Below are 13,000 nucleotides of genomic sequence, written 5' to 3'. Positions count from 1 at the left end.
GGTTACTTCAACATGTATAGGGAGCCGAGGGGCACGGTCCTGGCAGGACTGGACACACAGGTCTCACCGTCGATGGAGACACGGTAGGTGTCAGCATCCACAGTTATCTCCGGGAGCGAGTCATTGTGGACCATGTCGTATTTGGTCAGACCGCGCGTGGAGCGGGTTGCGACACAACGCGACTCCAGTCCAAGCCGCTGCGGCAGGCCGGCCTCCAAGGCCAGTGGACTGAGAAACCGTATCGAAAGGCTTCGCGCGGCCCGGCCGAACGCACCCCATTGCGGCCGATAGAGGAGCGGTTCGCAGACCAGCAGCGAGGCGTTCGCCTCTCCCGTCACCGCCCATGCAGGAAAGCCGGATTTGAGCACCAGCTCCGGCTTGACGCCGAACAGTGCGGGCTTCCAGAAGACAAGATCGGCCAGCTTGCCCCGCTCGATTGACCCGACCTCGTGATCGATGCCAAAAATCTTGGCCGGATTGATGGTGTATTTGGCGATGTAGCGCTTGATCCGCCCGTTGTCGTTGCCGCTGCCTGCGTCCACGGGCAAAGCTCCGCGCGTCTGCTGCATGATTGAGGCGAGCTGCCAGGTTCGGGCGATGGTCTCGCCGATGCGGCCCATGCCCTGCGAATCCGAGCCGAGCGCGCTGATGGCGCCGATATCGTGCAGGACATCCTCCGCGCCGATGGTCTCCTTGCGGATCCGCGATTCCGCGAATGCCACATCCTCCACCACCCTCGGATTGAGGTGGTGGCTCGTCATGGCCATGTCGAAGTGCTCTTCGAACGTATTGACCGTGAACGGATTGGTTGGATTGGTCGACGAGGGAAGAACATTCGGGTGCGAGCAGACCCGTATGATGTCCGGCGCGTGGCCGCCGCCCGCTCCCTCGACGTGATAGGCGTGGACGGTGCGCCCGCCGATGGCTTCGAGGCTCTGCTCCAGAAAGCCGAACTCGTTGAGCGTGTCCGTGTGGAGCTGGATCTGCACCGCGCCTTGGTCGGCCGCATCGAGCGCGCTGTCGATAGCCGCAGTCGTCGCGCCCCAATCCTCGTGGATCTTGAGACCTGCCGCACCTGCGGCAAGCTGTTCGACGAGCGGCGCAGCAACATCGGAGGCCGCCTTGCCGAAGAATCCGAAGTTCAGTGGAAAGGCTTCGGAGGCCTGAAGCATCAGGCCGAGATTGACTGTTCCGGTGGAGGCGATGGGGACCGTGGTAGGCCCCAGCCCTCCGCCCATCAGGGTCGTCACTCCGGCGGAGAGCGCCTCCTGACACTGGCCGGGATCGATGAAGTGGACGTGGCAGTCGATTCCGCCGGCCGTCACGATAAGCCCTTCGGCCGCCCGAACGTCGGTGTTCACACCGACGATCAGTTCAGCAGAGACGCCGTTCATGATCCGCGGATCACCTGCCTTGCCGATCCCGGCGATCCGGCCGTCCTTGATCCCGATATCTGCCTTGATGATCCCGACCACGGGATCGATGATCAGCGCATTGGTGATGACGAGGTCGAGCACACCTTCGGAGGCGCACAGCGCCCCGTCACATCCGCTGCCCGCCCGCATGGTCTTGCCGGCGCCGAAGACAAGTTCGTCGCCGTAATGGGTCAGGTCCGTCTCGACTTCCGCCCACAGCTCGGTGTCCCCGAGCCGGACGCGATCGCCGGTCGTCGGTCCGTAGAGCTCCAGGTAATGGCGTCGGGTCAACGACTGAGCCATCCTATATTCCCCGATAGCCGCGCGCCGCCGCGCGTTCGAAAGCGCGCTCGCGAATAGCCGGATCGTCGAGCGAGCCTTCGGTCAGCCTATTGAGTCCGTGGACCTCTCGACGGCCGCCAATGGTCACGAGGTCGACGGTCTTCTCGTCGCCTGGTTCGAAGCGGATGGTGGTTCCAGCGGGAATGTCCAGCCGGAAGCCGAAGGCACGGCGGCGATCGAATTCGAGCGCCTGATTGACCTCGAAGAAATGGAAATGCGATCCTACCTGGATCGGCCGGTCGGCGAGGCTCCTCACAAGGGTTGAAAAGCTCGCCCTGCCGAGGTTGATCTCGATGGCATCGGCGGCGAGGCGCCACCGATTGGTGAAGGCATCCACCTTGCCCATGCCGTCGGCCGTAATGGGATCATGTACGCAGACGAGCTTCTGTCCGTCGGGCAAGAAGGGTTCGACCATCAGAGTGTCGACGAGTTCCCTGACCCCCTCCATTACGTCCGATTCCGACAGGATCGACCTGCCAAGCGACATGAGTTCCGACACCGATCTCCCGTTTCGGGCGCCTTCGAACACTGCATCGGCTATGAGTGCCCGCGCTTCCGGCATGTTCAGGGGCAGGCCGCTGTCGCGCCGACGCTGCGCCAGCTGGGCGGCGAGGAAAACAAGCAGCCGCTCCTGTTCTCTTGCTGTCAGATACATGACGGGTCCTCACACGCTCAAATGCTTCAGCACCCGAGCCCGGGCGTCGGGCTCGGAGGCGGCGCCCATCTCGGCGATCTCGCCGCGATCCAGCACCGCCCAGCGATCGGCCACCGCTAGGGCGAAGGGCAGATGCTGCTCGACCAAGAGCATGGTGGTGCCGTGGCGGTCGCGGGCGCTGCGGATGACGCCGGCCAGGCGGTCGATCACCGAGGGCTGGAGCCCCTCGGTGATCTCGTCCACCAGCAGCAGCTTCGCTCCCGTGGCCAGCGAGCGGGCCATCAGCAGCATTTTCTGTTCGCCGCCCGAGAGCGTGCCGGCGCGCTGCTTGAGGCGTTGCAGCAGGAAGGGGAAGGAGGCCTCCACCTCGGCGAGCGCCGCCTCGAAGTCGGGCCGCCGCACGGCGAGGCGGAGGTTTTCCTCCACGCTCATGTCCTGGAACAGCGCCTTTTCCTGCGCCACATAGCCAACGCCGAGGCGGGCGACGCGGTGCGGGGAGAGGCGCGTCGCCTCGCTGCCGGATATGGCCACCGTGCCGGTCATCTTCGGCAGGAAACCCATTACTGCTTTCAGCAGGGTGGACTTGCCCATGCCGTTCTTGCCGAGCACGGCGAGGATTTCGCCCGGCGCGAGGGAGAGGCTGACCTCGCGCAGCACCACCGCGCCGGCATAGCCGCTGGAGAGGTTGTCGACCGAGAGGGCGTTCATGCCGGCATCTCCTGGCTCGGGGAGGGGGCCGTCTCGTGATCGATGCCGGCATGGCCGGAGCCGGCATAGACCTGCTTGACCAGCTCGGAGGCCACCACTTCCTCCACCGAGCCATCCAGCACGATGCGACCCTGGTGCAGCACGATGACGCGCGAGGAAATCTCGCGCACGAAGTCGAGATCATGCTCGACCAGCAGCACGCACAGGCCCTGCTTTTTCGCGAGGTCGATCAGAATGGCGCCGATCTGCATGCGCTCGGTCTTGGTGAGGCCGGCGGTCGGTTCGTCCAGCAGCAGCACGCGCGGCTCCAGCGCCAGCACCATGGAGAGTTCCAGCGCCTGTTTCATGCCGTGCGAGAGCAGATGCGCCGGGGTGGACAGCTGCTTGTCCAGCCCGGTGGTGGCCAGCACATGCATCGCCGCTTGCGGCAGCTGCAGGTCCTGCGCGCGGCGCCAGAGCGAGGGACGGTCATGGCGGACGCGGGCGATCTGCAGGCATTGCGCGACGGTGAGCGTCTCGAACACATTGGCCATCTGGAACTTGCGGCCGACGCCGAGCGCGACGCAGGCCTCCGGCGGCTTGCGGCCGATGTCATAGCCATTGACGTGAATGCTGCCGGACGTGCGCTCAGCGCCATCGGCGATGCAGCGCATCAGCGTGGTCTTGCCGGCACCATTGGGGCCGACAAGGCTGACGAGTTCGCCGGCTCTCGCCTCGAAATCGATGCCCTCCAGCACGGTGAGGCTGCCGAAGCGCTTGACCACGCCGGCCACCATGAGCGCCGCCCCCTCGCCCGGCTCGACGCCCTGGGTGTCGGCGGGGTCGAGGGTTGAGAGCGTCACCGATGTCGCCGGCGTCGTGGGGCGCGGGCGGAGGAGGCTGAGCAGCTTGCGCGGCACATCGAACACCACAGGCAGCAGGCCGCGCGGGAAGGCGACGATGACAAGCACGAACAGCGTGCCGATGATGAGCTGCCAGACAAAGGGATAATCGCCGGCGAGCTGGGCGCTCTCATAATCGACGATCAGCGCCCCGAACACCGGGCCGAGCAGCGTGCCGCGCCCGCCGAGCGCGGTCCAGATCACCAGCTCGGTGCCGAAGACGAAGCCGGCGAGTTCCGGCGCCACCACCATGGCATAGCCGGCATAGATATAGCCGGCGATCGCGGCGATGGCGGCGCAGGCGAGATAGACCAGGATCTTCAGCCGCGAGGTGTCGAGGCCGAGATATTTGCAGCGCTGCTCGTTCTCGCGCACGGCGACCAGCAGGCGGCCGGCATCGCTCTTGACGAAGATATAGGCGAGCGTCGTTACCCCCACGAGGAAGCTGCCGGAGAGCCAGAACCAGGCTTCCATCGACAGGTCGAAGCTCATGAAGCCGGAGAGGCCGCTCGACGAGCCGGTGAAGGTGCCCCCCGAGTAGAGCAGTTGCGTCGCCACGATCGGCAAGACCAGCGTGATGACCGAGGCATAGAGCGCCGAGGCGCCGTGCCAGAAGGCGAGCCAGCCGACGATGGCGGCGACCAGCAGCGCGCCGCCGACGCCCAGCCCCAGCGCCAGGAAGGCGTTGGAGGTGGAGAAGTCCATATGGGTGAAGACGAGGCCGGCCGCATAGGCGCCGCAGGCGAAGAACACCGACTGGCCGAAGGTGAGGATGCCCAGAAAGCCCCAGAGCAGATCCACGGTGAGCGCCACGGCCGCATAGAGCAGCGAGCGGGTGAGCACGTTCACCGAATAGGTGTCGAGCACATAAGGGCCGGCGAAGATCGCCGCCAGCGCCAGCACGGAAACGGCGAGGATGAGGGAAAGGCGGCGCGCTTCAGTCACGGGCGAACCCCTGAGGCCGGATGCGCAGGATGATGGCGGCGAGCACGGCGATGGTGAGGCCTCCGAGAACCGAGCTGAAATGGGTGGCGACCAGCACCTGCGCCCCGCCCAGCACCAGGCAGGCGAACAGCAGGCTGACCAGCGAGGCGCCTGACACCAGCACCAGCATGAAGGCGTTGACCAGCCAGGGCACGCCCATGCCCGGATCGACGCTCGACAGCGGGGTGATGAGCGCGCCCGCCACGCCGGCCAGCGCCGAGCCGAGGGTGAAGGTGAGGAAGCGCACCAGCCCGCTATTGATGCCGAGCCCGCGCGCCAGATCCTCGTTCATGATCACCGCGCGCGTCTCCAGCCCCAGCCGCGTGCCCTGAAGCAGCGCGGTGAGGCCAACGCCGAGCACGGCGGCGATGCCGACCAGAGCGAGGCGGTAGGCGGAATAGCTCTCGCCCCACAGGTCCAGCGTGCCGTTCAGCGGCGATTGCGCGAACTGCACGCCGCGCCCGAAGGCGATGGTGATGAGCTGGCCGATGATGATCGACAGGCCCCAGGTGGCGAGGATGGCGTCGAGCGGGCGGTTATACAGCGGGCGGACGACGAAGCGTTCGATCGCCATGCCGACCACGCCGCCGAACAGCGCGGCGGCGGGAATGGCCAGCCAGGGGTTCAGCCCGGCCTGCGTCGTGAGCAGCGCGGCATAGCCGCCCAGCGTCATCAGCCCCCCATGGGCGAAATTGATGATCTTCATGACGCCGAACACGAGCAGCAGCCCGGTCGCGACCGCATAGAGGATGGCGGCGGTGGTCACGATGTCCAGCATCTGGCCGATCATGCGAGGGTCCTTGAGGTTGGAGGCACGTTGGGTCGGAAAGGGCCGGGTCGAAAAAGCCACGTCATCCTGAGGCGCCCGGCACCGCCGTGCCTCGAGGGACATCGGGGGAGCGTGGCATCCTGCGTGAGCATCCTTCGAGGCTCGCTTCGCTCGCACTTCAGAATGACGTCGTGACGAGCGGCAAGGTTCGGGGCCATAGGCGGCGTAAACGGGATGAGGGGCGGCGGCGGGCGGGCACGCAAGCCGCCGCCTCTCACCCGGAGGGGCGCGTCACTCTCCACCGGGGCAGGAGTGACGCGTCGCTTCGGGATCCTTCAGGCGAAGGGGCGCACCCTCACTTCAGCTTCGGGCACTGTTCGCCGGGATCGACATTCTCGAAGGTCGACATGATGGAGACCGAACCGTCGCCCTTCACCTGGCCGAGATACATGGTGAGGGGCGCGTGGCGCTGCTTGTTCATGACGATGGTGCCGCGCGGGCCTTCCACCGCGACCTCGGCCAGCGCCGGGATCACCTTGGCGGCCTCGGTTGTGCCGGCCTTTTCTACCGCCGCCTTGTAGGCGTAGACCGCTTCATACTGCGGCACCGAGAGTTCATTCGGCGTCCTCAGCTCCGCCCCGAACTTCTTCTCCATCGCGGCGAGGAAGGCCTTGTTGGCCGGGGTGTCGATATTGGTGAAGTAGGAGCCGGCGATGTAGATGCCCTCGGCATCGGGGCCCATGGACTTGGCGGTGCCCTCATCCACGGCGAGGTTGCCATAGAGCGCCTTGATGCCCGCCGCGCGCAGCTGCTTGGTCAGCGTCACATTCGGCGCGCCGCCGGCGGTGGAGGTGATGATGGCGTCGGGATTGGCGGCCTTCACCTTGGCGAGGATGGCGGTCCAGTCGGTGGCGTCCATTGGGGCGTACTCGTCGCCAACCACCTTTCCGCCGGCCTTCTCGATATATTCCTTGGTGAAGGCCAGCATGCCGCGCCCGAAAGCGTAGTCCGAGCCGATCAGGAAATAGGTGTTGGCACCTTCCTTGTTGAAGAAATCTACAATCGGGGCAACCTGCTGCTCAGGCACCCACGCATTGATATACATGTAGGGATTGCAGGAGCGCCCTTCGTAAAACGATGTGTAAATATAGGGGATTTTGCCGCGGTTGACGATTGGCAGGCCGGCATTGCGGGCGGCCGAGGTCTCCATTGCAACGATCGCATCTACCTTTTTCTGAAAGATCAGTGAGTCATAAGCCTTCTGCGCGCCGGCCGCACCGGAGGCGTCATCGGCGACTTCGAGCACCACCTTCTTGCCCAGGATGCCACCCTTGGCGTTGATCTCCTCGACCGCCAACTCCGAAGCCTGTACGACGGAGGGCGCGACCACCGAATTGGCGCCGGACAGGCCGACGGGGATGCCGATGGTGATGGTGTCGTCGGCGGCGAGCGCCGGCCCGGTGAGCAGGCCGGCGGCAAACACGCCGGCCATCAGCAGGGAACTACGGGACATAGGCTTTCTCCGGAAGGTTATGGATTGTTGTTCAGCGGTGGAGGGCGGGGCTCAGTACCAGCCCCGGGAAATGTCGGAACCGAGCATCTCGGCATAAATATCGGTGCGCCGGTCGCGCAGCACCTGGTTGAAGTCGTTCCAGTTGCGGGCGCGGCGGGCGGCGCCGAGGTCGATCTCGGCGGAGACGATCTCCTCGCCGTCGCGGCTCGCCGGGCCGGCGGCGGGCCAGCCGGTGTAGCTGATGATGAGGCTCTGCCCCTCGAAGGGCTGGCCGCGCTCGGTGCCGATGCGGTCGGCGCAGGCGATGTAGAGCGAGTTGGAATGGGCGGCGCCCATGGCGAGGATGTTGGCCATTGCCTCGCGCCCCTCGGCCTGGCCGGGGATCGGCACCCAGTTGGTCGGCACGCAGACAATGTCCGCGCCCTGCAGCGCCTGCAGGCGATAGGTCTCGGGGAACCAGCCATCATAGCAGATGGCGACGCCGATGCGCCCCAGCGGGGTCTGGAACACCGGGAAGCCGTTATTGCCGGGCTCGAAGAACAGGTTCTCGTTGCCCCACAGATGCATCTTGCGATAGGTGCCGATATGGCCTTCAGGCCCGATCACCACCGCGCTGTTGTAGAGCGCGGTGCCCTCGCGCTCGGTGATGCCGGCGACGATATGCAGGCCGCGCTCCTTGGCGATCTTAGCCCAGGCGAGGCAGGTCGGTCCGTCCGGGATGGTCTCGGCCAGGGCGAAGGCTTCCTCGCGGGTGTCGAACACGTAGCCGGTATTGGCCAGCTCCGGCAGCACGACCAGCGTGGCGCCGTCATCGGCCGCCCGAGCGATGAGATCAAGCGAATGAGCGACATTGGCGTTGGTGTCGCCGAAGCGCGGCTCCATCTGGATGCAGGCGACGCGGACAAGGCTGGAAACCGGCATGGAGGCACACCTCTGCGATCGTGGCGCAAGCAACGCCTCGGTGGAAAAGCCCTACACACAGGTTCACACCTGCGCTGAGCGGCCAAATTTTTCAGGATTTTCTCAGCAATACTGCTGATGGCGCATCATTGTTTAGGACGAGCGTGTCGTCAATTTCACTGCTGATCGAATTATAAGCATATTAATGCAAAAAGTTTATGCGGCTGTAGTGTTTTTGGTCACGTCGCATGCAGTAGAAGACGATCGCGTGATCGAAGCTCTAAGCCGGAGGGTCGCCCACGCTTCTGCGGATGTAGTCGCGATAAGCTGTGAATAAGCTGAGACAGGCCCCGCCGGGGAGCTGCCATGGCGTTCGGCCCACTGCCGAAGAGCGTGATGGACGAAATCGAGACTATTCTCCAGCGTCTGCCCGAGGGTTCTCCACGCGCTCAATGATGGCTCGTCCTACATCTCGGCCGATCTCGCCATGTGGCTCGATGTCGGATTGAGAAGAGGAATATAGGGCGGCAGAAACAGATCCTATGGCCTGCTGCCGGTTTCGTGGACACCGAGATAAGGTGTTCAACGGGACTGGAGAGCGGGAATGCAACGACGGAGGTTCAGCCGCGAGTTCAAGCTTGAGGCTGTGAGATTGGTGAAGGATCGGGGCGTTGCCGTTGCGCAGGCTGCCCGCGACCTGGATGTGCACGAGAACGTGCTGCGTAAATGGGTTCGCGAGGCTAAGCCGAAGCCGCTGACGGCGCATTAGGTCAAAAACTTCAACGAAAACAATGCGTAAGGCCCGGTAACAGCCGGGCCTTTTTGTTGGTCGCCAAGGATCGGGGCGGGCAAGCTAAGTGCTTGAAAAGACGAGCAGCGGCCGGGACGGGCGGCGCGGCGACGCGACCACAGCGCGACCACGGCGCGACCACAGGAGCGACCATAAATGAAGACTGATGAAGACCTTATCGACGGCCTTTCAGGCATAGCCCTATATCTCGGCTGGTCGAAAAACCGCGTGAAGCACGCCTGCCGCGATCACGGGTTGCCCGTTTTTCGTATCGGCCGCCGGGTGTTCGCGCGCAAGTCGACCATTACGCGGTGGCTTTCCGATCTGGAGGCAACCATATCGCCCTCCAACGTCGCGCCCAACCAGCCCGAGGGCGGCAAGCAACTCGATATGTTCGACGGCAGCGACGCCGATGGGTAGCGCGAGCATGCTTCCCGTCGTGAGCGTGTCGGACGGCATCGTGATTGCCTCCAGCCTCGACGTGGCCGCCTACTTCGACGTGGATCACCGCGCGGTGCTGCTGGCGGTGGACGGCCTCTTGCTGGAGGCTCACGAGGTGGCGGTGGCGCACTTCCGGGAGCATCACGGCGAGCGCCGGCACTACGACATGACGCGCGGCGGGCTGGCGCTGCTGGCACGCTCGCTGAACGGCCCGCAGGTGGCGCGGTGGCGCGAGCGCTATCTTGACGCCTTCGACCGGCAGCAACGCGCGATGGGGCAGGGCGGCGCGCTCCCGGCTCGCCAACATCAGCCGGCGCGCGGGCCGTCTCCCGCCATGGTGCCGGCGATGCCGGCCGGCGCCGCGCCGCTCACCATGTCGAGCCGGGAGATTGCGGAACTGCTGGGCAACCGGCACGACAACGTCAAGCGCACCATCGACACCCTTGCCGAGCGAGGCATCATCGGCCGCCCTCAATTTGAGGACCGCCCCTTCACCGACGCGCAGGGCAAGTCGCGGTCGGAAAAGGTCTACCTGGTCGGCAAGCGAGACAGCTACGTGATCGTGGCGCAACTCTCGCCGGAGTTCACGGCTGCGCTGGTCGATCGGTGGCAGAAGCTGGAGGAGCAGCACGCGCACCCGGCGGCGCTGTTCAACCCTTCTGATCCGCGCGTGGTCGCTGCCTTCCTCGCCCATTGGCATCAGGAGGCGTCAACGGCGCAGGCGGCCCTTGCCGACGCCACGGGCGCGCTGGCGCAGATAGAGGCGGCGCAGGGCTCGCTCAGCATCACGGACGCGGCCAAGGCCCTATCGCACCCGGTGAAGCCGTTCTTCGCCAAGCTGTACCGCAACCGATGGACCTATCGGCGCGGTGGTAAGGGCGACTGGCTGGCGCACGCCGATAGGTGCCGCGCTGGTCTGATGGATCATCGGCCCGTGACCTATGAGCGCGACGGCCAGCGGGTGCTCGGGACGCAGGCCATGGTGACACCGAAGGGTCTGCGGGTGCTCGCCGACAGGCTCGCGACGGATCCTTCCTGGCAGGACTGACAGGCGCGGCGCGATGCACCCGCCGGGGGGGGAGGATCGAGCCGAAAACGATGTCGGTTGAAGACCGGCGCCGTTCAAAAACTTCCGCAAAACCATAAATACATCGCGAGAATCACGCCATGGCGAAGGGTCGACCGCCCAAGAACCCGCATCTACGCTTGATTCAGGGCACGCATAGACCCTCTCGGCATGGTGCTGAATGGTCGACAAAACAGGCCGAAAACGGCACAAAAAGCGGCTTCGGGCCGCTCAAAAGACCCCCCGGATTGCGCGGCCGGGTGCTTGCCGCCTGGAACCAGTACATTGCCCCGGCGACGTGGCTGGACGGATCACGCGAGCCGGCCGCCATCGCCTTCTGTGAGCTATGGGGCGAGTTCAAATCGAAGCCGTCGGCGTTCGCTTCCGCCCGTCACACGCAGCTGCGCGGCCTGATGCGCGATCTTGGTCTCAATGATCCGCGCAACAGGCCCCCGAGACCGGCAGCGCCCCGCGACGAGTTCTTTGACGACTAGCCATGACGAAGCAGAACGGGGCCGCCGAGCGGCAACGGCGGTATCGCGCGCGCGCCAAACGCCACACTGCGGTGCTTCAAGTGGCGGTTGATCTAGGGCCGCTCGCGGATGCACTGGTGTCGGAAGGTCTTCTAGGCGAGTGGGATGCAGAAGACCGTGCGCGAATAGCCGAGGCGCTGGAGAAGCTGGTGGCCCTATGGGCGAAGCGTTACGCATAACGCGGTGGCGAAACGCGCTGTGCTAGTTCTGGTGCAAATCATTACTGGGAGCGGTTCCGAATGAACCACATGGAAATCAGCCGGGCCTATGAATCGAACCTGCGGGCGAAAGACTTCATCCGCTGGGTGATGGCCGAGGGAAGCGCCGAAACGCCCGGCGAGGCGCGCGAGATATTCGCCGCCCGCTATCCGCACTCCAAGAACCTGGACCTCATCACCCGCGACGCGGTGCCGGCCGCATCGAGCGGCGGCAGCACGTGGGGACAGCAGCTTGTCGGCATCAACGTGTTGGTGAGCGAATATGTGGGCGTGATCCGGCCGCGCACCGTGCTGGGCCGCATTCAGGGCTACCGCAAGGTGCCTTTCGAGGTGCGCTATCCCATCGCGACGGCCGGCGTGCCGGCGGCATGGGTGGAGGAGGGCGGCGCCATCCCGGTGCGCGCCATGGCCTTTTCCGAAGGCACCATGCAGCGGTCCAAGATCGGCGGCATCGTCGTGCTCACCGACGAAATCGTGCGGTCTTCCGCGCCGGACGCAGAGGCGCTTGTCGAACAGGACATCACCGCCGGCATCGTCGAGTTTTCGGACGGCCAGTTACTCGACCCGACGCATGCCGGCAGCGGCAACGTCTCGCCGGCCTCGATCACCTATGACGCGCCGAGCATCACGGCCAGCGGCTCGGATGCCGACGCGGTGGCGAGCGACCTCAAGGCCCTTCTCGACCTGATCACCACGGGCATGGCGGCGCCGTACTTCATCATGTCCCGGCGCACGGCGACGCACATCGCCAGCCTGGACAATCCCCGGTGGGGCAACATCACCATGGGGCCGAACGGCGGCATGATCTGGGGAATTCCGGTGCTGACCACGACCGAGATGCCGAAGGACGGCGAGAGCCCCGAGGGCAACATCATCGTGGCCCTGGACGCGGCCGAGCTTCAGGTGGCGGACGATGGCGCCGAGGCCAACGTCTCCCGCGAGGCGTCGCTGCAGATGCTCGACAATCCGACCGGCAACTCTGTCGACCCGGCCGCCACGTCCGTGGTGAGCCTTTTCCAAACCAACTGCATCGGCGTGATGGTCATCCGCTTCCTGCGGTGGCAGATGCGCCGCGCCGGCGCCGTCGCCTACATCGCCGGGGTGCCCTACTGATGGACCGGGCGGCGCGCATCGTGCGGATGGAATCCCGCCTGATCGTGCGGGACGTGCGCGAGGACATGCGGGAGATCGAGGGGCTCGCCACGGCCGGCGTACTCGACCGCGTCGGCGACATCATCGAGCCGCGCGGCGTCCGGGTGAAAAACCCCATCCCCCTGTTGTGGCAGCACGACCACGCGAAGCCGGTGGGCACCGCGTCGCTGATGGCGCCGACCAAGGACGGGGTGCGGTTCAAGGCCAAGCTGCCGCACGTGAAGAATCCCGGCGCGTTGCAGGACCGCGTGAACGAGGCGTGGGACAGCATCAAGGCCGGCATTATCACGGCCGTGTCCATCGGCTTCCGCCCGGTGCCGGGGAAGGTCGAGGCCATAGCCAACGGCGGCATGCGGTTCATGGAGGTGGAGATTTTCGAGCTCTCTCTCGTGACGGTGCCGGCGATGCCGCTCGCCGAGATCGACATGGTGCGCGGGGTGCGTGTGGTGGCGCTCGACGCGCCGGGCCGTGGCCGCGTGGTCAAGCTCGACAAGCCTCTCAGACACAAGAACGCATGACGGTGGCCGCGTTCGGCACATCATCGTCAGCGAGGCGGCCCGGCTTATCGGGTTCCCAGCCGGGCCGCCGCCGGTCTTCCAGCCGCCCGGGGGGGGTGGTGGCGTCAAAAACCTG

General features: G+C 65.5%; 13 protein-coding genes and 1 pseudogene. 7 read left to right on the top strand and 7 right to left on the bottom strand.

Annotated features, from left to right (window positions below):
* Positions 1-2: 2 nt before the first annotated feature.
* The 7 genes from ureC to G3A50_RS22325 all read right to left on the bottom strand — a co-directional run bounded on the left by ureC (position 3) and on the right by G3A50_RS22325 (position 8,188).
* Positions 3-1,718 carry an urease subunit alpha gene (gene ureC / locus G3A50_RS22355; RefSeq protein ID WP_163078406.1) on the bottom strand — a complete coding sequence of 572 codons (1,716 nt, stop codon included), beginning with the start codon at positions 1,716-1,718 and terminating at the stop codon, positions 3-5.
* Position 1,719: 1 nt separating this feature from the next.
* Positions 1,720-2,412: an urease subunit beta gene (locus tag G3A50_RS22350; protein WP_163078403.1), complete on the bottom strand. Its 693-nt coding sequence runs from the start codon at positions 2,410-2,412 to the stop codon at positions 1,720-1,722.
* A 9-nt stretch (positions 2,413-2,421) separates the two neighbouring features.
* Positions 2,422-3,120: an ABC transporter ATP-binding protein gene (locus tag G3A50_RS22345; protein ID WP_163078386.1), complete on the bottom strand. Its 699-nt coding sequence runs from the start codon at positions 3,118-3,120 to the stop codon at positions 2,422-2,424.
* Entirely contained in the window at positions 3,117-4,946 is a 1,830-nt protein-coding gene (locus G3A50_RS22340; RefSeq protein WP_163078383.1) for an ABC transporter permease subunit, read from the bottom strand. Before G3A50_RS22340 ends, G3A50_RS22345 begins: the two co-directional genes overlap by 4 nt.
* Complete coding sequence (locus tag G3A50_RS22335) at positions 4,939-5,775, bottom strand: branched-chain amino acid ABC transporter permease (protein WP_163078381.1); 837 nt, start codon at positions 5,773-5,775, stop codon at positions 4,939-4,941. Before G3A50_RS22335 ends, G3A50_RS22340 begins: the two co-directional genes overlap by 8 nt.
* A gap of 334 nt (positions 5,776-6,109) precedes the next feature.
* Positions 6,110-7,246: a substrate-binding protein gene (locus G3A50_RS22330; RefSeq protein ID WP_425483498.1), complete on the bottom strand. Its 1,137-nt coding sequence runs from the start codon at positions 7,244-7,246 to the stop codon at positions 6,110-6,112.
* 72 nt (positions 7,247-7,318) lie between these two features.
* Positions 7,319-8,188 (bottom strand): nitrilase family protein, encoded by an 870-nt coding sequence (locus tag G3A50_RS22325; RefSeq protein ID WP_126280794.1) that lies wholly within the window; start codon positions 8,186-8,188, stop codon positions 7,319-7,321.
* Between the two features lie 583 nt (positions 8,189-8,771).
* On the opposite strand from G3A50_RS22325, the pseudogene G3A50_RS22320 reads away from it, so the two are divergent.
* From G3A50_RS22320 to G3A50_RS22290, 7 genes and pseudogenes are all read left to right on the top strand, one after another.
* Positions 8,772-8,921: pseudogene (locus G3A50_RS22320) on the top strand (transposase); the annotation flags it as partial.
* 192 nt (positions 8,922-9,113) lie between these two features.
* Entirely contained in the window at positions 9,114-9,377 is a 264-nt protein-coding gene (locus G3A50_RS22315; protein WP_163078374.1) for a MerR family transcriptional regulator, read from the top strand.
* Between the two features lie 7 nt (positions 9,378-9,384).
* A complete protein-coding gene (locus G3A50_RS22310; RefSeq protein WP_163078371.1) occupies positions 9,385-10,446 on the top strand; it encodes a Rha family transcriptional regulator in 1,062 nt (353 codons plus the stop codon).
* 119 nt (positions 10,447-10,565) lie between these two features.
* A complete protein-coding gene (locus G3A50_RS22305; RefSeq protein WP_163078368.1) occupies positions 10,566-10,958 on the top strand; it encodes a hypothetical protein in 393 nt (130 codons plus the stop codon).
* Between the two features lie 2 nt (positions 10,959-10,960).
* Complete coding sequence (locus tag G3A50_RS22300; RefSeq protein ID WP_163078364.1) at positions 10,961-11,176, top strand: hypothetical protein; 216 nt, start codon at positions 10,961-10,963, stop codon at positions 11,174-11,176.
* Between the two features lie 60 nt (positions 11,177-11,236).
* The gene (locus G3A50_RS22295; protein WP_163078362.1) at positions 11,237-12,328 is read left to right on the top strand and encodes a phage major capsid protein; all 1,092 of its coding nucleotides are present in this window, start codon (positions 11,237-11,239) and stop codon (positions 12,326-12,328) included.
* Complete coding sequence (locus G3A50_RS22290; protein WP_246252627.1) at positions 12,328-12,885, top strand: HK97 family phage prohead protease; 558 nt, start codon at positions 12,328-12,330, stop codon at positions 12,883-12,885. Before G3A50_RS22295 ends, G3A50_RS22290 begins: the two co-directional genes overlap by 1 nt.
* Positions 12,886-13,000: the final 115 nt, after the last annotated feature.

Source organism: Ancylobacter pratisalsi (assembly GCF_010669125.1).
Classification (GTDB): domain Bacteria; phylum Pseudomonadota; class Alphaproteobacteria; order Rhizobiales; family Xanthobacteraceae; genus Ancylobacter; species Ancylobacter pratisalsi.
This window is presented reverse-complemented; position numbering and strand designations above follow the sequence as displayed.

Excerpts from the sequence above, each read along its gene's own strand:
- ureC (WP_163078406.1), bottom strand. The coding sequence starts at position 1,718 with ATGGCTCAGTCGTTGACCCGACGCCATTACCTGGAGCTCTACGGACCG.
- G3A50_RS22350 (WP_163078403.1), bottom strand. The coding sequence starts at position 2,412 with ATGTATCTGACAGCAAGAGAACAGGAGCGGCTGCTTGTTTTCCTCGCC.
- G3A50_RS22345 (WP_163078386.1), bottom strand. The coding sequence starts at position 3,120 with ATGAACGCCCTCTCGGTCGACAACCTCTCCAGCGGCTATGCCGGCGCG.
- G3A50_RS22335 (WP_163078381.1), bottom strand. The coding sequence starts at position 5,775 with ATGATCGGCCAGATGCTGGACATCGTGACCACCGCCGCCATCCTCTAT.
- G3A50_RS22330 (WP_425483498.1), bottom strand. The coding sequence starts at position 7,246 with ATGGCCGGCGTGTTTGCCGCCGGCCTGCTCACCGGGCCGGCGCTCGCC.
- G3A50_RS22325 (WP_126280794.1), bottom strand. The coding sequence starts at position 8,188 with ATGCCGGTTTCCAGCCTTGTCCGCGTCGCCTGCATCCAGATGGAGCCG.
- G3A50_RS22315 (WP_163078374.1), top strand. The coding sequence starts at position 9,114 with ATGAAGACTGATGAAGACCTTATCGACGGCCTTTCAGGCATAGCCCTA.
- G3A50_RS22310 (WP_163078371.1), top strand. The coding sequence starts at position 9,385 with ATGCTTCCCGTCGTGAGCGTGTCGGACGGCATCGTGATTGCCTCCAGC.
- G3A50_RS22305 (WP_163078368.1), top strand. The coding sequence starts at position 10,566 with ATGGCGAAGGGTCGACCGCCCAAGAACCCGCATCTACGCTTGATTCAG.
- G3A50_RS22300 (WP_163078364.1), top strand. The coding sequence starts at position 10,961 with ATGACGAAGCAGAACGGGGCCGCCGAGCGGCAACGGCGGTATCGCGCG.
- G3A50_RS22295 (WP_163078362.1), top strand. The coding sequence starts at position 11,237 with ATGAACCACATGGAAATCAGCCGGGCCTATGAATCGAACCTGCGGGCG.
- G3A50_RS22290 (WP_246252627.1), top strand. The coding sequence starts at position 12,328 with ATGGACCGGGCGGCGCGCATCGTGCGGATGGAATCCCGCCTGATCGTG.